Source organism: Pyruvatibacter mobilis (assembly GCF_012848855.1).
Lineage (GTDB): Bacteria > Pseudomonadota > Alphaproteobacteria > CGMCC-115125 > CGMCC-115125 > Pyruvatibacter > Pyruvatibacter mobilis.
The window spans coordinates 1,498,380-1,516,453 of record NZ_CP051630.1 but is presented as its reverse complement, the minus strand read 5'-3'; the positions used below and the strand labels follow the sequence as shown (position 1 = coordinate 1,516,453).

The window sequence follows — 18,074 nt, the reverse complement described above, 5'->3', positions numbered from 1 at the left end:
GCCGGAAAACCCTATCCATCACGGATGGGATGGGTGCTGCGCCTAATGCGCCGAGCCTGCCGGAATTTCGTACAGCCCGTCTTTCAGCTCGCCGAACATCTCTTTCACCTGCGGGTGACGGACCGGCTTGCCGCTGTCGTCGATGAGCAGGTTCTGCTCCGACACATAGGCTTCGTACTCGGTTTCGTCATTCTCGGCGAGCAGGTGATAGAACGGCTGATCCTTGTGCGGGCGCATATGCTCCGGGATCGCCAGCCACCATTCCTCGGTATTGTTGAACACCGGGTCCACATCAAAAATGACACCCCGGAACGGGAACAGGCGGTGCTTCACCACCTGGCCGATCCGGAACTTGGCGCGTTTTTCTTCCATGACAGCAGAATAGTCTCAGTCGGCGGCGTTGTCGCCTACGTGATAGACGGTGCGGCTGGGGAACGGGATGGTGAGACCGGCGGCATCGTAGCCTTCCTTCACCTCGCGCGTCTTGTCGAAGGTGAACGGCCAGAAGTCAGCAGACTTCACCCACACACGGCAAATCACGTTGACGGAACTGTCGCCCAGCGACTTGACGGCGAAGACCGGTTCCGGCGTCGGCAGCACGCGCTCGTCCTCCGCCACCACCTTGCGCATCACGTCCATCGCCTTGCCGATGTCGTCGTCATAGGAAATGCCGCAGGCGATTTCCACGCGCCGCGTCGGCTTGGAGCTGTAATTCTTGATCGCCGAGCTCCACACATCGCTGTTGGGCGCGAAGATCTGCACATTGTCCGGCGTCGCAAGCTCGGTGTTGAACAGCGAGATGCCTTCCACCGTGCCGGACACACCGCCCGCTTCGATATAGTCACCGGTCTTGAACGGGCGCAGGAACAGCAGCATCACGCCCGCCGCCACGTTGGACAGCGTGCCCTGCAAGGCAAGGCCGATGGCGAGGCCTGCCGTGCCCAGCACCGCCAGAAGGCTCGCCGTCTGCACGCCGAACTCCGACAGCACCGCCAGCACCGTGACGATGATGATGATGTAGCGGGTGACATTGCCCAGGAAGCGGCCCAGCATCGGGTCGACGCCGTGCATGCGGCCCAGCAGGCGTTCCACCAGCTTGCGCGCGCGCCCCGCAGCCCAGAAACCGACGATCAGGATAATGAGCGCGCCGATCACACTTAGGCCATAAGTTACGGCAACCTTGCTCAGGGTCTCGGCGGCTTGTTCGGTAATGGTCGCGAAATTCTGGTCCATGAGTGGGCCTTCCAGTCGGGATACATGCGGGATTTGGCGAGGCCGGCTGCCCGGGCGCTCCCAAGCGCACCGGCGAGTCGGCTCAACGGGGAAGATAGAGCATGAAACAGCATAATCAGGCAATTTCCGGGCGTCTGGCCGGGTCTCTCGCCCTTGTCTGCGGGCTGCTGATGTCCGGTGCGGCCGCAGCCCAGCACCAGGGCCTGTTCGAGCGCGGCCCCCGGGCATCCGTCACCGGCGAACACGGCACCTACAACATCGCCTGGATCACGATCACCGATCAGGTGCTGCTGCAGAAGCCCGAATATGAAGTGATGGTGACCTATCACAGCCCCCGCCGCGGTGCCGGCGCAGTGAAGCAGAAGCACTGGGATGAAATGCTGCAGGTGGCCACCGACGAGATCGCCCGCCGCTGCCAGCCCCCCGCCGAATGGGAAGTCCTCACCTCATGGCAGGACTACGACCCCAGCGAGCGCGGCATGGGCGCTGAACTGCGCGTGACCTATACCTGCCGGTAATGAGGGCAGGCCGCCGCCTCAGTTGTTGGTGTTGGTATTCGTGTTGCGCGGGTTCGCCGTCTGGTTCTGACGGATGATCGTTGTTTCCTCGCTTCGGTCGATGCCGACCGAATGCGGATAGGGAAACTCCGTATAGGGAATGGTGGCGGGCACGCCGCCGTCATGCCCCGCCACGCCGTCACCGCAACGCGGCCGCAGGGCGTCGCAGTTCCATTTCACCCCTGACAGCTCACCGCTGATCGACCCGCCGCGCACCTGCACGCACTCGCACGAAATCCCGCCCATGCAGGCGGTGGCACCAAGCGTTGCAGGCTCGCAGCGCGGCAGTTCCGTGCTTGCGGCCTCATCGGCGCGCACGCCGCCGGGCATGGCAAGCACCAATGCCGCGGCCATGGCGAGCGCCGGCACGAGCGCGCGGCTCACATCCAGACCGGAAGTGCTGAAACGGGCAGGGCGCATGGCATCCTCCTTGGGGCGCCGGAAGGGCGCATCCCAGTCTCCCCCGTTCCGGTGAACGATCCGTTGCCCGTGCAGGCACAATTGCCGCTGCCCAGTGTAACAGCCGGGGCAGGGGGACATAGAACCGAGCCTACAGCCCCATCTGCCGCACGGCCAGATCGCGCATGATCTCTTCCGACCCGCCGCCGATCGCCAGCACCTTCACCTCGCGATAGATGCGCTCCACCGAATTGCCGCGCAGATAGCCCGCGCCGCCGAGGATCTGCATCGCTTCCGATGCCACGAATTCCAGCGCCTTGGTGCCGAACACCTTGGCCTTGCAGATTTCCGCCACCGGCATCTCGCCCTCATTGATGGTGTGGCAGATCTGGTCGAGATAGGCGTCCAGCGCCTCGGTCTTGGCGGACATGTCGGCGATCTTGTGGCGGATCACCTGGTGCTCGATCAGCCGCTGGCCGAAGGTCTTGCGCTCCTGCGCCCATTCAATGGAGCAGCGCAGCGCCTCCTTCATCATGCCCAGAGCTTCCGCCGTCAGCCCCACGCGTTCGAGATTGAAGTTCTTCATGATCTCGATGAAGCCGCGTCCCTCAGTGCCCATCAGGTTTTCCGCCGGCACGCGGCAATCATCGAAATAGAGCGTCGCCTGGTCAGAGGCCCACCAGCCCATCTTGGCGCCCAGCGGCGTGCGCGAGAAACCGGGGAAGTCCTTTTCAACGAAGAACAGCGAAATGCCGTTGAGGCCCTCGCCGCCGGTGCGCGCGCCGACCACGAAATAGTCGCTCTTCATGCCGCCGGTGATGAAGGTCTTGGAGCCGTTCAGCACATAATGGTTGCCGTCGCGGTGGGCCCTGGTCTGCAGGTTGGCCACGTCCGAGCCGCCCGAGGGTTCGGTGATCGCAAGGCTCGAGCCCTTCCGGCCTGCCACCACATCCGCCAGCACCCGCTCGCGGATTTCTTCGGACGCCAGCTTCTGGATCGGGTCGATGGAAATGGTGCGCCCCACCAAGGCCGCCAGCACGCCGTTTGCGCCCGAGGCCCCCATCTCCTCCATCCATGCCTTGCGCATGAAGCAGTCATCGAAGCCGAGCCCGCCATACTGCTCGTCGATGCCGAACCCGAAGACGCCGAGCGACCCGGCCTTCTCATGCAGCTCCCAGGGAATGTCCCCCGCCTCGTCCCATTCGTCCGCATAGGGGCGCACTTCGGTATCCACAAAGCGGCGCACGGTGTCGCGGAACTGGCGGCGTTCTTCGGTATCATAGGCGTTGAGCAGCATCGGGGTCTCCCTTGGGCAGAGCAGGCAGGCAGCGCCAGTCAAAGCGGCGCGCGAATTGTTGATTAGGTTCTAGCGGAGTTTGAGGTGCGGCGCGACGAGATCGATGAAGCGGTCCACGATCTCCGTGCCTTCGGCGCGCGTGCGCGTGAAGCGTTCATGCAGGATCATGCCGCGCATGAACACCCGGCAGATCGCCCACAGGGTCTCCACGTCCCGGTCATCCAGCCCCGGCGACTGATAGACTTCCACCACGGCCTCGCCCATGCGCGCGTTCCACGCGATCAGGCTCTTCGCCGTGCGCTTACTCAGCGCCTTGTCGGTCCGCGCGGCGATCAATATCTCGACCAGCGCCCGGCCTTCCGGTGTGCGCACCAGCCGTTCCCACAGCCATTTGAGATGCGCCCGCACCTGCGCGTCCTTGTCGGCCAGCTTGCGCCACGGCATCCGCTCTAGCCGCGCCGCCGACATCACGCTGCGCGCCAGCAGCATGTCCAGCGTCGCGGCAATCAAATCTTCCTTGGAGGGAAAATGATGCGTCAGCGCCCCGCGCGACAGCCCGGCCCGCTCCTGGATGCGCGCCAGCGACGTATCCGCATAGCCCATCTCGTCCAGGCACGCGATCGCCGCCTCGCAGATGGCGCGCCGCGTCCGGTCGGCCTGCTGCGCCTTCGGGGCGGCGTCCGTATCGGTAAGAGCATGGGCCATAGGCGGCATCGTCAGGCTCCGGCGCGGGAGAGTGCGGGAAACATCGTTGACAGACCGATCAGTCGGTCGGTAGGACACTAGGCAACACGCGGCTTCGATGCAAGGCTGCGGCAGCGCAACAGGCAGGTGAGGGGCGCATGAGCGGCACATCATCCATCCGCATCGGCGGAGCAGGCGGCTTCTGGGGCGAGGCGCTGAGCGCGGCGCCGCAGCTCCTGCGCGGCGGCGAGCTTGATTATCTCGTCTTCGACTATCTGGCCGAGATCACCATGTCGATCATGGCCCGCGCCCGCGCCAAGGACCCGGCCCAGGGCTACGCGACCGATTTCGTGACCGGCGTCATGAAGCCCTGCCTTCCAGAGATCGCATCCCGCGACGTCAAGGTCATATCCAATGCAGGCGGCGTGAACCCGCGCGCCTGTGCCGATGCCGTGCGCGCCCTGATCGACAAGGCCGGCCTCGACCTCAAGGTCGCCGTCGTCGAAGGCGATGACCTGCTGGCTCGCGCGCAGGAGCTTGCTGATGCAGGCCACACCGAAATGTTCTCCAGCGCGGCCTTCCCGCCGGTCGACGCCGTCGCCAGCATCAACGCCTATCTCGGTGCGTTCCCCATAGCAGCGGCCCTCGCCAGGGGGGCTGACATCGTCATCACCGGCCGGGTAGTGGACAGCGCCGTGACCCTGGGTGCCTGCATCCATGAATTCGGCTGGCAGCGCGACCAGTTTGATCTGCTGGCCGCAGGTACGCTGGCCGGCCACATCATTGAATGCGGCCCCCAGGCCACCGGCGGCAATTTCACTGATTGGCGTGACGTGGCCGATGATCTGGAAACCATCGGCTACCCCATCGCTGAGATTAGCGCTGATGGCAGCTTCATCTGCACCAAGCCGCCGGAGACGGGCGGCAAGGTCTCCGTCGGCACTGTCTGTGAACAGATGGTCTATGAGATCGGCGACCCCCAGGCCTATGTGGTGCCGGATGTCGTGTGCGATTTCTCCGCCGTCGAAGTGACGCAAGAAGGCCCGGATCGGGTGAAGATGACTGGCGCGAAGGGCTATCCCGCGCCCGACACCTACAAGGTCTGCACCACCTATGCCGATGGCTGGCGCGGCGGGCTGATGATGGCTTTCATCGGTCTCGACGCCGCCGACAAAGCGCGCACCTACGCCGAAACTTCCCTGTCCCGCGCCCGCGCGCTGCTGCGCCAGGCCAATGCACCGGACTTCACCGAGACCAGCATCGAGATCATCGGCGACGATTCCCAATATGGCGCGGCGGGCACCAGTCCCACGTCCCGCGAAGTGGTGATGAAGCTTGCCGCCAAGCACCCGGACCCCAAGGGCATCGGCGCGCTCCTGAAAGAGGTAACGGGCCTTGCCCTTGCCACGCCTGCGGGCCTCACAAGCTTTTCGGGCGGCCGCCCCAAGCCGTCCCCCGTGGTGCGCCTGTTCTCCTTCCTGCTGCCGAAGGATCAGGTGACGATCAGCGTCGATGTGGATGGCGACGCCGCACCCCTGCCGCCGGAACAGCGCACGGCTTTCGATCCCGCAAGCCTCGACCGCCCGGCTGATCCTGAGCCCGCGACAGACGGCACCGTCGAGGTGCCGCTCATCAAACTCGCCTGGGCGCGCAGCGGCGACAAGGGCGACAAGGCCAATATCGGCGTCATCGCCCGCGACGCGGCCTATCTGCCCTATATCACCGCCGCCCTGACCGAAGACGCAGTGGCGCAGCGCTTTGCTCATTTCCTCGACACATCCTCGGGCGGGGGCAGGGTGGAGCGCTTCTGCCTGCCCGGCGCGCACGCCTTCAATTTCCTGCTGCATGACGCGCTTGGCGGCGGTGGCGTCGCGTCCCTGCGCGCCGACCCGCAGGCCAAGGCCTATGCGCAAATCCTGCTTGACCATCCCGTGTCCGTGCCCGCGGACCTGGCCGGGAGACTGTGATGCCCGTTTTCCAGACCAAGATCGATCCGTCCTCGGAGGACTTCGCCCGCAACCGGCAGGACATGCTGGGGCTGGTGGAGCAATTGCGCAGCTACGAGGCCCGCGCCGCCATGCTGTCGGAAAAGCGCAAGCCGCGCTTCCAGCAGCGCGGCCAGCTCACCCCGCGTGAGCGCCTTGCCCAGCTGCTCGACCCCGGCATGCCGTTCCAGGCCATCTACAACATGGCCAATTTCCAGGTCGATGACCCCAACCCGGAAACCTCCGTGCCGGGTGCCAACGTGATTGTCGGCATCGGCTTTGTCGGCGGCGTGCGCTGCATGGTTTTCGTGGATGACAGCGGCATCAGCGCCGGGGCCGCCACCGGCACCACCGTGGATGTCATGACCGGCTCCATGAAGATCGCCCTGCGCCAGAAGCTGCCTTTCATCCATCTGGTGGAGAGCGCTGGCGCCAATCTGCTGGAATACACCGTCGAGCTCTGGGCCCATGGCGGCGGCATGTTCCGCAACCTCGCGCTGCTCAGTGCGGCGGGCATCCCCACCTTCGTGATCCTGCATGGGCCCTCGACGGCGGGCGGCGCCTATCAGCCGGGCATGAGCGATTATGTGATCGGCATCAAGAAGAACGGCATGGCAGCCCTCGCCGGGGCTGCGCTCGTCAAGGCCGCCACCGGTGAAGTGGCAGACCCTGAGCAGCTCGGCGGCTCGGAGATGCATGCCAGCGTCACGGGCCTTGTGGAATATCTCGCCGAGGATGACGCCCACGGCATTTCCATCCTGCGCGACATCATCACCCGCCTCGACATCAACAGCCAGATTTCGGCCCAGCCGGACCGTGTCTTCGAGCCGCCGGTGCATTCGCCGGACGAGCTGGCCGGCGTCGTGCCGGTCAATTACCGCGAGCCCTATGATGTGCGCGAGGTGGTAACCCGCGTGGTGGACGGCTCCGACTTCGCCGAGTTCAAACCCCGCTTCGGCCCTGCCACAATCTGCATGCAGGCCCGCATCATGGGCCACGCCGTCGGCCTCATCGGCAATAACGGCCCCATTGATCCGGCGGGCGCCAACAAGGCGTCGCATTTCTTCCAGCTCTGCGATCAGGCGGAGATGCCCATCATCTTCCTCAACAACACCACCGGCTACATGGTGGGCACGGAATATGAGCAGGCGGGCATGATCAAGCACGGCTCGAAGATGATCCAGGCCGTCTCCAATGTCCGCGTGCCAAAGATCACACTCTATATCGGCGCGAGCTTCGGGGCGGGCAATTACGGCATGGCGGGCTATGCCTATGAGCCTGATTTCCTGTTCGCCTGGCCCAACGCCACCACCGGCGTCATGGGTGGCGAGCAGGCGGCGGGCACCATGATAGAGGTCGCCCGCGCCGGGGCCGCCCGCCGCGGCCAGGAGCTTGATGAAAGCGCACTGGCCGAGCAGCACGCCGCCATCGTGGAGCTGTTCGACCGTCAGTCCACGTCCTTTTACACCTCCGGCCGCTGCCTTGATCACGGCATCATAGACCCGCGCGACACGCGCAAGGTGCTTGGCTTCGCGCTCCAGACGATCTGGGAAGGCCGCAACAAGACCCTCCACCCCAACGCCTTCGGCGTGGCCCGGCATTAAAGAGGCAGACCCATGACGACTCTTCCTGACGTGACCGGTGTGGAGCTTGAGCTGGACAAGGGCTGGCTTACCATCTGGTTCGACCAGCCCGACACCCGCAATGCCCTGACCGATGATCTGGTGGACGGCATCACCCGCACCTTCAAGGCCGTGCGCGATGACCGTACCGTGCGCGGCATCACCCTGCGCGGCCGCCACGGCGTTTTCTGCGCGGGCGGCAATCTCAAGCAGTTCAAGGAAAGCTTCCAGGGCGGCGGCAGCCGCGACGACATCATCGAGATGTCGAAAGGGGCCGCGGAACTGTTCGACCTCATCAATGACGCGCCCCAGGTCGTCATAGCCATCATCGAGGGCGCGGCCATGGCCGGTGGCTTCGGCATGGCCTGCTGCGCCGATGTGGTGATCTGCGAAACGGGCGCGAAATTCGCGATGACGGAAACCGCCATCGGCATCTCGCCCGCCCAGATTGCCCCCTTCGTGATCCAGAAGCTCGGCTACGCGACAGGCCGCCGCCTGATGCTGACCGCCGCCCGCTTCGATGGGCGCGGGGCCCATGAACTCGGCTTTGCTGATTTCGTGGCCGACGATTTGGCCGGGCTGAATGCCGCCGAGCAGCAGATCCGTTCCCAGGTGCTCAAATGCGCGCCCGGGGCAATTGCCGACACCAAGTCGTTGATCCTCAGCCTGCCGGGCATGAGCCGCCCGCAGGTGGTACAGGCCGCGGCCGAAAACTTCGCAGGCCGCCTGCTTAGCGACGAGGGGCGGGAAGGGGTCGCCTCCTTCCTCGAAAAACGCAAGCCCGTCTGGGCCGAGTGAGGAAAGGGGGAGATCATGCGCTTTACCTCGATCCTTGTGGCCAATCGCGGCGAGATCGCCGTGCGTGTCATACGCACGGCAAAGGCACTCGGCTACCGCACTATCGCGGTTTATTCAGACGCTGATGCCGAGGCACCCCATGTGGCCATGGCAGACGAAGCCGTGTGCATCGGCCCCGCGCCGGTTGCCCAGTCCTATCTTGACCCGCAGAAAATTCTCGACGCCGCAGCGCGCACCGGGGCAGGGGCCATCCACCCGGGCTATGGCTTTCTCAGCGAGAATGCCGGCTTCGCCCGTGCCTGTGAGGCCGCGGGCCTTACCTTCATCGGCCCGCGCCCCGACGCTGTGGACATCATGGGCAACAAGGCCGAGGCTAAGCGGCGGATGATCGCCGCCGGTGTGCCCTGCGTGCCGGGCTATGAAGGCGAAGACCAGGCGGACGACACCTTCATCAAGGCAGCGTCGGAGATCGGCTTTCCCGTCATGGTCAAGGCAGTCGCAGGCGGCGGCGGGCGTGGTATGCGCCTTGTTGATGATACGGCCGATCTGCCCGAAGCCATCCGGCTCGCCCGGTCGGAGGCTGAGAACGCCTTCGGCTCCGGCGAACTGATCCTCGAAAAGGCGATCATGCGCCCGCGCCATGTGGAGGTGCAGGTCTTCGCTGACGAGGCAGGGAATACAATTCACCTGGGCGAGCGCGACTGCTCCGTTCAGCGCCGCCACCAGAAAGTCATCGAAGAGGCCCCGTGCCCGGTGATGACCGACGAATTGCGCGCGAAGATGGGCGCAGCCGCCGTGGATGCGGCAAAGGCGATTTCCTATCGCGGCGCGGGCACGGTCGAGTTTCTACTCGGGGCGGATGGCGAGTTCTATTTCCTCGAAATGAACACCCGCCTGCAGGTGGAACACCCGGTCACCGAACTCATCACCGGTCTCGATCTCGTGGCCCTTCAGATCAAGGTCGCGCAGGGCGAGCCACTGGGTCTTACCCAGGAAGACGTAACCCTGTCGGGCCACGCCATCGAAGTCCGTCTTTATGCGGAAGATGTCGCGGGCGGCTTTCTGCCCTCCACCGGAACCGTCGATCTGTGGCTGCCGCCGTCAGGTGACGGCGTGCGCGTCGATGCGGGCATTGCGACGGGGCTTGAGGTCTCACCCTTCTATGACCCGATGATCGCCAAGATCATGGCCCACGGCCCCACCCGCGACGTCGCCCGCCAGCGCCTCATCGAGGCCCTGCGCCGCACCGGCCTGTTCGGCCCGAAGACAAACTGCGATTTTCTCATCGATGCCCTGGGCCGCCCAGCCTTCGCGCAGGGCGAGGCCACGACGGCCTTCATCGATGAGACCTATACCGCCGATGATCTTGCCGATGCCGCGCCGTCGCCGGAGATCACAGCCGCCGCCGCTGCCATCTTCTACATGCTTGAAAGCAACGAGGCCCAGGCCCGCGCCTTCGCCGTCGATGACGAGCTGATGAACTGGAGCAGCACCGGCCGCCTGGCGACCGTCTATCGCTTCGGCACGCCGGAGGCGCCAGAAGACGTGACCGTCATCGCCGCCGGGCCGGATGCCTATCAGGTTGCCATCGGGGACGCGTCCCATGAGGTTGTCCTGCTGGATGCAGACCCGGCCCGCTGCCGCCTGAAGGTCGATGGCGTCACCCATGACGTGATCTTCGACGCGCCGGAAACCGGCGTGCTGCATATCAGCATGGCCGATCGCACCGGCCTGATGCGCAACCTCTATGCCTTTGCCGGGGCTGAGGACGACAGCGCCGGTGGCGGCCGCATTCTGGCCCCCATGCATGGCCTCATTCTGGAAGTGCATGTGCGCGAAGGGCAGGCGGTGACAAAGGGTGAGACCCTGGCCGTGCTCGAAGCCATGAAGATGCAGCATCAGATCCGCGCCGAAGCGGACGGCACCGTTACGTCCATCCGCTGCACCGCAGGCGCACAGGTGCCCGCCGGTGACGTGCTGGTGGAAATTGATGTAAGCACGGAAGAACAATAACGCGCCCGCGCGGGCTTGCCCCCAGGCACCGCGCAGCACTGCACAGGTGAGGACCACTTTATGTTTCAGCAGCCCCAGGATTTCCGGGACGAGAGCGACGCGCTCTACGGCCTGATCAAGGATTTGTCGGAGGACGAGCTGCGCGCGCCCACCCAGTTCAAGGGCTGGACGATCCGCGACGTGATCGGCCATCTCCACATCTGGAACGAGGCCGCCCACAAATCATTGACCGATGAGGCCGCCTTCAACGCTTTCTATGAGCGCGTCGGCAAGGCGGTTATCGGCGGCTCCCTGCGTGACTTTGAAAATGCGGAACTGGATGGCGTCAGCGGCACCGAGCTGCGCGACCGCTGGCATGGGTTCTATGGCCCCATGGCGGACGCCTTTCTTGAGGTGGACCCCAAGCAGCGCGTGCCCTGGGCCGGGCCGAGCATGAGCGCACGGTCCAGCATCACAGCCCGGCTGATGGAGACCTGGGCCCACGGCCAGGAGGTCTATGACAGCCTTGGCGTTGAGCGCGTGAACGCGGACCGGATCAAGAATATCGCCGTCCTCGGGGTCAACACCTTCGGCTGGACCCACATCACCAACAAATTGCCGGTGCCGGAAAAGGTGCCCTATGTGAAGCTCACGGCGCCGTCCGGCGAGATTTGGGAGTTCAACGATCCGGACCCGGATAACATGGTCGAAGGATCAGCGGAGGAGTTCTGCCAGGTCGTGACGCAGGTGCGCAACGTGGCCGACACCAGCCTGAAGACTACGGGCGACGTTGCCACCAAGTGGATGGCCATCGCCCAGTGCTTCGCCGGTCCGCCGGAGACACCCCCGGCCCCCGGCTCGCGGCATAAGGTGGTGAAGGCGGCCTGACGCCGCCTCCACCCTTTTTCATGACATTCAGGCCGCGGCTGCGGGCCTGCGGTTGCGCTTCTGCCGCCGCTGCCCGTTGCCGGGCTTGGCATCACGCTGCGCGCCGCCCTGCGCCTTGCCGGAGCGGGCCTTGTGGCCACGCGCCGGACGGCCCGCATTCTGGCTGCCGTCCTGTTTCTGGCCAGCGCCTTGCGGCTTGCGGCGACGGGGCTTGCGGGATGTGGGGCGCGGCTTTTCTTCCGCCACCTCATAGGAGGCCCGCTCTTCCGGCGCCACCACCGTGCGGCCCGAGGCTTCCGGTGTCTCCGCAACATCAATCTTGCGCTTGATCAGCCGCTCAATGTCGCGCAGCAGCCCGCGCTCGGTGTTGTCACACAGGGTCAGCGCCTCGCCGCTGCGCCCGGCGCGCGCCGTCCGGCCCACCCGGTGCACATAGGCTTCGGCTACATTCGGCAGCTCGTAATTCACCACATGCGACACGCCGTCCACGTCGATGCCGCGCGCGGCAATGTCGGTCGCCACCAGGACCGTTACCTTGCCGGAGCGGAAGCCGTTGAGGCTGCGCGTGCGCTGGTTCTGGCTCTTGTTGCCGTGGATGGCCGCAGCAGCAAACCCGAACATGTCCAGATGCTTGCACACCTTGTCGGCGCCGCGCTTCGTCCGGGTGAAGACGACCGCGCGCTCCACGCCGTCACGGGCGAGATAGTCCACCAGCACGTCCCGCTTGCTGCCGGCCGGGATCATCAGCACCTTCTGGTCGATCCGGTCGATGGGCTTGGAGTTCGGCGTCACCGTCACTTCCAGCGGCTTGAACAGGAAAGCCTGGGCCAGATCGCGCACCGTCTTCGGCATGGTGGCCGACAACAGCACCGTCTGCCGCTTCTTCGGCAGCTGCGCCATGATCTTCTTGATCTGCGGCATGAAGCCGAGATCAAACATCTGGTCGGCTTCGTCCAGCACCACGGTCTCGACAGCATCCAGCCGGGCGGCCTTGTTCTTCACCAGGTCAAGCAGGCGGCCCGGTGTGGCAACAACGATGTCATTGCCGTTGGCCAGCGCCTTGATCTGCGCGGGAATGCGCGCGCCGCCCACAACGACCGCAACGGACGGACGCGTGTGCTTGCCATAGACGCGGATGTTATCGGCAATCTGCGCTGCCAGTTCACGCGTCGGCGACAGGATCAGGGTCCGGCACGCCATGGGCTGCGCCGGACGCATGTGCTGCTGCAGGGTGTTGAGGATCGGCAGCACGAAGGCGGCGGTCTTACCGGTGCCCGTCTGTGCGATGCCCAGCACGTCGGTGCCCTGCATCATGGCGGGGATCACCTTGGCCTGAATGGGCGTAGGGGAGGTATAGCCCTCGGCCGAAACGGCACGAAGGATCGGCTCGGCAAGGCCGAGCGAGGAAAAATCAGTCACTCAAAGTCTTTCAAATGGGCGTCCGTGCCGGGCCGCGGTTCAGTGAGGCAGCCGGGGGGATGACGCTGAAGGTGGTTCGCGGAGGTGGCGCTGTTGGAGCCTCATGCCCCACGCGCTTCCGGGTCGTCTGGTTTGACCCTCATCTTCCGGCGGTGCCGGTCGCGAACGTCAAAGCCCGCACCCATGTGCAGACTTGAGGCGATGCATGACAGGCAATTGCGGCGAATGCAAGGCCCATCAGCGGGAGGCAGGTAATCATCCGTGCCCGGCAAGCCTGCCAACCGCCAGGCGCACCGCCGCCTCGGCGTCCTTGCGGGACAGGCCCTGATCCTGCCTCAGCCGCCGCCAGCCATTGAAGCTGGTAACCATTTCAAGCCCCGCGCACAGGGCTTTATCCTGCGTCACTGAAGCGGGAAGCAGCGCGTGCAGCCCATCCCGCTCAAGCTGCGCAAAGCGCTGATAATCTTCCATCAGGTAAGGCGACTGGTGCCGCCGCAGCCCGGCTGCGACCTTCACCGGCAGAATGTGCTCATAGACCCGGACCCGCCGGGAAATCATCTCGTCCAGCTTGCCGCGCCAGCTCCGCGCCGCATAGGGCTCCTCGAGGATCGGCATGATCTCCGCCTCGATCTGCGCCGCCATCTGCCGGTAAAGCCCCTCCACGTCATCGAAATGCCGGAACACCGTCCGGATACCGACATTTGCTTCCTCGGCGAGGGCCGCGGCGCTGGGGTTCATGTCCCCGGCGCGGATGAGGGCAAACATGGCCTCGACGATCCGCACCCTGCTGCGCGCACTCCGCTGCCGCCGCCCGTCTTGCGGGGCGTCGGTGCTGTCGGTCATCGTGTCAGTCTGCGTCATTGTCGCTTTCAATGGCAGTCAAGCAGGGCGGGCGGGTCCTGCCCGCCGCCTTGTCCGACGCTAGGTATCGGCACCCGGACTGTCAATAAAGTCGCTCACGCCGCCTCGGTCTCTTCTTCGCCGATGCCGAAGAAGATGGCATAGAGCGCAGGCACCACCACCAGCGTCAGCAGCGTCGCGAAGGACAGGCCGAACACCAGCACCACGGCCATCGCCTGGAAGAAGGCATCGAACATCAGCGGCAGCACGCCCAGCACCGTGGTGAGCGACCCCATCATCACCGGCCGCACGCGGCTGGCGGCACTGTCCACAACGGCATCCAGCCGCGCCTTGCCCTCGCGGATTTCAAGGTCCATCTGGTCCACCAGCACGATGGCGTTCTTGATGAGAAGACCGGACAGCGACAAAACGCCGAGAATGGCCATGAACTCCATGGCGCTGTTGGTGACCAGCAGGCCGACAACGACGCCGATAAAGGACAGCGGCACCGTAAGCCAGATCAGCGCCGGTTGCCGCAACGCGTTGAACAGCACGATGATGGTCAGCACCATCGCCGCAAAGCCGAGCGGAATGGTAGCGGCAAGGCTCTCATTGGCTTCCGCGCTGTCGCCCGCTTCACCTTCCCAGATCAGAGAATAGCCCGGCGGCAGGTCGATGGCTTCGATCTTCGGGCGGATGCGCGCAAGCGCTTCCGACGCAAGCTCGTCCGGCCCGGGGTCGGCCTGCGCCTTGATCGTCCATACCCGCTCCAGCCGCCGCACCCGCGCATTGCGCCAGTCGGTATCGAAGCCACTCACCACCTCAAGCAGCGGTACCGATTGCCCGGTGGCCTGGGAGGGGATCTGCACATTGCCGATGTCGGACACGCCTGCGCGTTCCGCCGCCGGGGCGCGCGACACGATGGGGATCAGCTCGTCCTGCTCCCTGTAATAGCCGATGGTGCGGCCCGAATAGTTGGAGCGCAGCGCATTGGCCAGGTCCTCGCGCGAGATGCCAAGCCGCCTTCCGCTGGTTTCGGAATAGACGGGCTCGATCACCGACACCTGCTGCCGCCAGTCATTCTTCACCGCCACCAGCCTGCCATCCTCGGACATGATGGTGGTGGCCTGGGTCGCAAGATCCCGCAGCACGTCAGGATCGGGGCCTGAGAACTGTGCCTCGATGAGCGAACCGCCGCCCGGCCCGAGCCGGAACCGCCGGACTTTTGTCTGCGCATCCGGGAAGGCCGAATCCGCATAGGACTGGATGCGGGGCATCAGGTCTTCAATGAGCGAGGAGTCAGTAACCCGAAGCAGCAATTGCCCATAGGCGGAATTGGGTGATTCCGGTCCATAGACCAGCATGTAGCGAAGTCCGCCCTGGCCCACATAGGTTGTCACGCTCTCGATCCCGTCCAAGGCCCCCACGGTATTGCCAAGCCTGGCCATGTCGGCATTGGTGCGGGAGATATCAGTGCCTTCGGGCAGCCAGTAATCCACAATGATCTGCGGTGTGGTGGACACGGGGAAAAACCCGGCCTTGGTGAACTGGAACCCCCAGATCGACAGACCGAACAGGGCAAAGGCGCCCGCCACCACGATCCAGCGCCGCCTCAGCGCCCGCCGCATGAAATCCTTGTACAGAACAAAAAACCGGCTTTCCGTCGCATCCTGCCGGTCACCGGCGTGGGTCTCTTTGAACATCCAGTCCGCCATCAGCGGCACCAGTGTGATTGCGAAGACCCAGCTGAACAGCAACGAAATCAGGATCACCCAGAACAAGTGGTTGGTGTATTCCGCCGTGTTGCCGGCGGCAAAGCCGATGGGGGCAAAGGCAATGATGCCGACAATGGTGCCGCCCAGAAGCGGCCACCACGTCCGCGTCACAATGTCCTTGGCGGTCTCAAGTTTGCGGCGGCCCTGCTGCACGCCCACCAGAATGCCCTCGGTCACCACGATGGCATTATCCACCAGCATGCCCAGCGCGATGATGAGCGCCCCCAGCGAAATGCGGTGCATCGGGATGCCCACCAGGTTCATGGTGGTCAGCGTCGCGGCGATGGTCACCAGCAGAACCGCGCCGATGATGAGAGCTGAGACCTTTCCCATGAAGATCAGCAGCGTCACCAGCACGATCACCAGTGCCATCACCACGTTGAGGGCGAAGTCCTGTACCGCGTCGTCGGTCACCTCGCCCTGATTGTAATATTCGTGGATATCGATGCCGATGGGCCGGTCGGTCATTTCCCGTGCCAGCGTCTCGCGTACACCGTCGGCAACCTTCACCACATTGGCCCCGCTCACATTGGCGATGCCCAGCCCAAGGGCCGGCTTACCGTTGTGCCGCAGGATGAAGCTCTGCGGGTCCTTGAGCTCCCGGCGAACGGTGGCGATGTCACGCAGGTAAACCACGCCCGTCGTACCGGAGCCGTCTGATGCAGCCGTTGATACAATCACATTTTCGATGGCGCTGACGGAATCCACATTGCCTGTCGGCAGGATCTGAATGCGGAGATCATCAACCCGCGCGCTGCCCGCTGACACGACGGAGTTCTGCTGTGCCAGATCGTTGAACACCTGGTCGATGGAAACCCCCAGCGCCGCCGCCCGGTCGCGCGCGATCTCCACATAGATCGCTTCTGACTGCACGCCGGTGATCACCACCTTGCCGACGTCATCCACCGTCAGCAGGCGTGTGCGCAGGCTTTTGACGTAGTCATGCAATTCGTCATCGTTGAAGCCTTCGCCGGTGACCAGATAGTAGATGCCGTAAACATCGCCGAAATCGTCATTCACCAGAGGCGTCGAGGCACCCGGCGGCAGGTCGCCGGTCGCATCCGTCACCTTGTTGCGCAGCTTCGTCCAGATGAGCTGAAGCGCGTCCTTGCTGGGAGAGAACTCGTACTTGATCTCAACGGTAATGCGCGACAGGCCGAAGCTCGAGACCGACCTGATCTCCTTGACCTCCTGCATCTCCTGGATCGCCGTCTCCAGCGGCTCGGTGACTTCGAGCGCCACTTCCTCCGGCGTCGCCCCGGGATACTGGGTGATGACGACCGCCTCACGGATGGTGAATTCCGGATCCTCGAAGCGCGGCATGTTGAGATAGGCCATCCACCCGCCGAACAGGAAGATGAGGATGGTGATGACGCTGATGAGGCGGTTCTTGACCGCAAACTCTGCCGGGTTCATGGCTGCCGCTCCTATTGCCCGTAGGGGCGGACCTTCATGCCCTCTGCCAGATAGGAAACGCCGGCCTCGACGATGATGTCGCCGGGTTCAAGCCCGCCGGTCACCGGGATGCCTTCCTCAAGCCACGGGCCGGTCTCGATGGCCTGCTGGCTCACCGTCATCGTGTCGGGATCAACTTTCCACACATAGAGCGTCTCGCCGCGCGGCAGCACCGCGGTGCGCGGAATGGGCATGTGGCTCTCCCCATCGCGGCCGTTGATTGCCAGGCTGGCCCGCAGCGTGCCCGTCATGCCTGGCAGGATGGTCAGCTCCTCCGGCGGCTCGAACGCGAAACTCACTTCGAAGGTCTGGGTGCGCGGGTCGGTCCGTGTGGATGTCGACACGATGGAGGCCGGGATCGGCGTGTCCGGTGCCGCGTCCAGGATCACCACGGTCTCGATCGGCTGGATCTGGTTGGAGTTGGCCACCAGCCGTGACGGGATCTGCACCACGGCTTCAGCAGCGCCGGTGGACTGGATTGTCACGATAGGTGTTTGCGGCGCGATGGTCTGGAACTGGTCCACATGCTTGGTGGCGATCACCCCGTCGAAGGGCGCGCGCATGGTGCTGTCCTCCAGCCGCTTGCGCGCATTGTCCAGCGCCGTCTTCGCAACGTCCCGGTCCTTCAGCCGCGTGTCATAGGTGCTGCGGGCAATCGTGCCCTTGTCGATGAGCTGGGCAGCGCGGTTGAACTGGGCCTGCGCGTTCCGGTACTGCGCTTCCGCCTGCGCCACGTCGTTCTCGAAACTGCGCTGTTCGAGCTGCGCAATCAGCTCGTCCTTCGCCACCTGCTGGCCTTCGGAGACGGGGAACACTTCAAGCACCCCGCCGACCTCAAAGGTCAGCTCCGCGCTCGACCGTGCCTTGATGACAGCGGGAAAATTCGTGGTCCGTGCGTTGAGCGTTTCCTCGACCTCGAACAGCTTGGCCGGGCGTGCCGGCGGCTCGGCCGGGGCCGCATCATCTTCGGCGCAGGCGGCAAGCCCCGATGAGAGGGCGACCGCAACGAGAAGACCCTTGGGGCCGTTTCGGGTGAGGGAGAGGAAACGGCGCAGGGTCATGCTCATCAATCCTGAGGTCCAGTTGAATCACCGCCTGATTAAAGCACGATCCGCCTCAATCCAAGACGT

Annotated in this window: 15 protein-coding genes; 6 read left to right on the top strand and 9 right to left on the bottom strand. The window is 64.6% G+C overall.

Annotated elements, in window-relative coordinates:
* Window positions 1-42: 42 nt before the first annotated feature.
* Both hspQ and HG718_RS07200 read right to left on the bottom strand, forming a co-directional pair.
* On the bottom strand, window positions 43-372 hold the full coding sequence (hspQ, locus tag HG718_RS07205; protein WP_027841586.1) for a heat shock protein HspQ: 330 nt from the start codon (window positions 370-372) through the stop codon (window positions 43-45).
* Window positions 373-387: 15 nt separating this feature from the next.
* Window positions 388-1,233 (bottom strand): mechanosensitive ion channel family protein, encoded by an 846-nt coding sequence (locus HG718_RS07200; RefSeq protein ID WP_160588041.1) that lies wholly within the window; start codon window positions 1,231-1,233, stop codon window positions 388-390.
* Window positions 1,234-1,334: 101 nt separating this feature from the next.
* Between HG718_RS07200 and HG718_RS07195 the strand changes: the two genes are divergently transcribed.
* Window positions 1,335-1,751, top strand: a complete 417-nt coding sequence (locus HG718_RS07195) for a hypothetical protein (protein WP_027841584.1) — start codon at window positions 1,335-1,337, stop codon at window positions 1,749-1,751.
* Window positions 1,752-1,769: 18 nt separating this feature from the next.
* Here HG718_RS07195 and HG718_RS07190 read toward each other — a convergent pair whose 3' ends face one another.
* From HG718_RS07190 to HG718_RS07180, 3 genes are all read right to left on the bottom strand, one after another.
* Window positions 1,770-2,210, bottom strand: a complete 441-nt coding sequence (locus HG718_RS07190; protein WP_160588039.1) for a hypothetical protein — start codon at window positions 2,208-2,210, stop codon at window positions 1,770-1,772.
* Between the two features lie 130 nt (window positions 2,211-2,340).
* Window positions 2,341-3,486 (bottom strand): acyl-CoA dehydrogenase family protein, encoded by a 1,146-nt coding sequence (locus HG718_RS07185; RefSeq protein ID WP_188658402.1) that lies wholly within the window; start codon window positions 3,484-3,486, stop codon window positions 2,341-2,343.
* Window positions 3,487-3,555: 69 nt separating this feature from the next.
* Entirely contained in the window at window positions 3,556-4,200 is a 645-nt protein-coding gene (locus HG718_RS07180; RefSeq protein WP_160588037.1) for a TetR/AcrR family transcriptional regulator, read from the bottom strand.
* 128 nt (window positions 4,201-4,328) lie between these two features.
* Here HG718_RS07180 and HG718_RS07175 point away from each other — a divergent pair, with 128 nt between their 5' ends.
* Genes HG718_RS07175 through HG718_RS07155 form a run of 5 tightly spaced genes read left to right on the top strand, consistent with a single transcriptional unit; the run spans window position 4,329 to window position 11,455 of the window.
* Window positions 4,329-6,137, top strand: a complete 1,809-nt coding sequence (locus tag HG718_RS07175) for an acyclic terpene utilization AtuA family protein (RefSeq protein ID WP_160588035.1) — start codon at window positions 4,329-4,331, stop codon at window positions 6,135-6,137.
* Window positions 6,137-7,759, top strand: a complete 1,623-nt coding sequence (locus HG718_RS07170) for an acyl-CoA carboxylase subunit beta (RefSeq protein WP_160588033.1) — start codon at window positions 6,137-6,139, stop codon at window positions 7,757-7,759. The genes HG718_RS07175 and HG718_RS07170 overlap by 1 nt, the downstream gene beginning before the upstream one ends.
* Window positions 7,760-7,771: 12 nt before the next feature.
* On the top strand, window positions 7,772-8,575 hold the full coding sequence (locus tag HG718_RS07165) for an enoyl-CoA hydratase/isomerase family protein (protein WP_160588030.1): 804 nt from the start codon (window positions 7,772-7,774) through the stop codon (window positions 8,573-8,575).
* A gap of 15 nt (window positions 8,576-8,590) precedes the next feature.
* A complete protein-coding gene (locus HG718_RS07160; RefSeq protein WP_188658400.1) occupies window positions 8,591-10,588 on the top strand; it encodes an acetyl-CoA carboxylase biotin carboxylase subunit in 1,998 nt (665 codons plus the stop codon).
* 60 nt (window positions 10,589-10,648) lie between these two features.
* Entirely contained in the window at window positions 10,649-11,455 is an 807-nt protein-coding gene (locus HG718_RS07155) for a TIGR03084 family metal-binding protein (RefSeq protein WP_160588028.1), read from the top strand.
* 27 nt (window positions 11,456-11,482) lie between these two features.
* On the opposite strand, the gene HG718_RS07150 is transcribed toward HG718_RS07155, so the two are convergent.
* The 4 genes from HG718_RS07150 to HG718_RS07135 all read right to left on the bottom strand — a co-directional run bounded on the left by HG718_RS07150 (window position 11,483) and on the right by HG718_RS07135 (window position 18,005).
* The gene (locus HG718_RS07150; RefSeq protein ID WP_160588026.1) at window positions 11,483-12,874 is read right to left on the bottom strand and encodes a DEAD/DEAH box helicase; all 1,392 of its coding nucleotides are present in this window, start codon (window positions 12,872-12,874) and stop codon (window positions 11,483-11,485) included.
* A gap of 255 nt (window positions 12,875-13,129) precedes the next feature.
* Window positions 13,130-13,735 (bottom strand): TetR/AcrR family transcriptional regulator, encoded by a 606-nt coding sequence (locus HG718_RS07145; protein ID WP_160588024.1) that lies wholly within the window; start codon window positions 13,733-13,735, stop codon window positions 13,130-13,132.
* A 95-nt stretch (window positions 13,736-13,830) separates the two neighbouring features.
* Complete coding sequence (locus HG718_RS07140) at window positions 13,831-16,905, bottom strand: efflux RND transporter permease subunit (protein WP_160588022.1); 3,075 nt, start codon at window positions 16,903-16,905, stop codon at window positions 13,831-13,833.
* Between the two features lie 11 nt (window positions 16,906-16,916).
* Window positions 16,917-18,005 carry an efflux RND transporter periplasmic adaptor subunit gene (locus HG718_RS07135; protein WP_160588020.1) on the bottom strand — a complete coding sequence of 363 codons (1,089 nt, stop codon included), beginning with the start codon at window positions 18,003-18,005 and terminating at the stop codon, window positions 16,917-16,919.
* Window positions 18,006-18,074 lie beyond the last annotated feature (69 nt).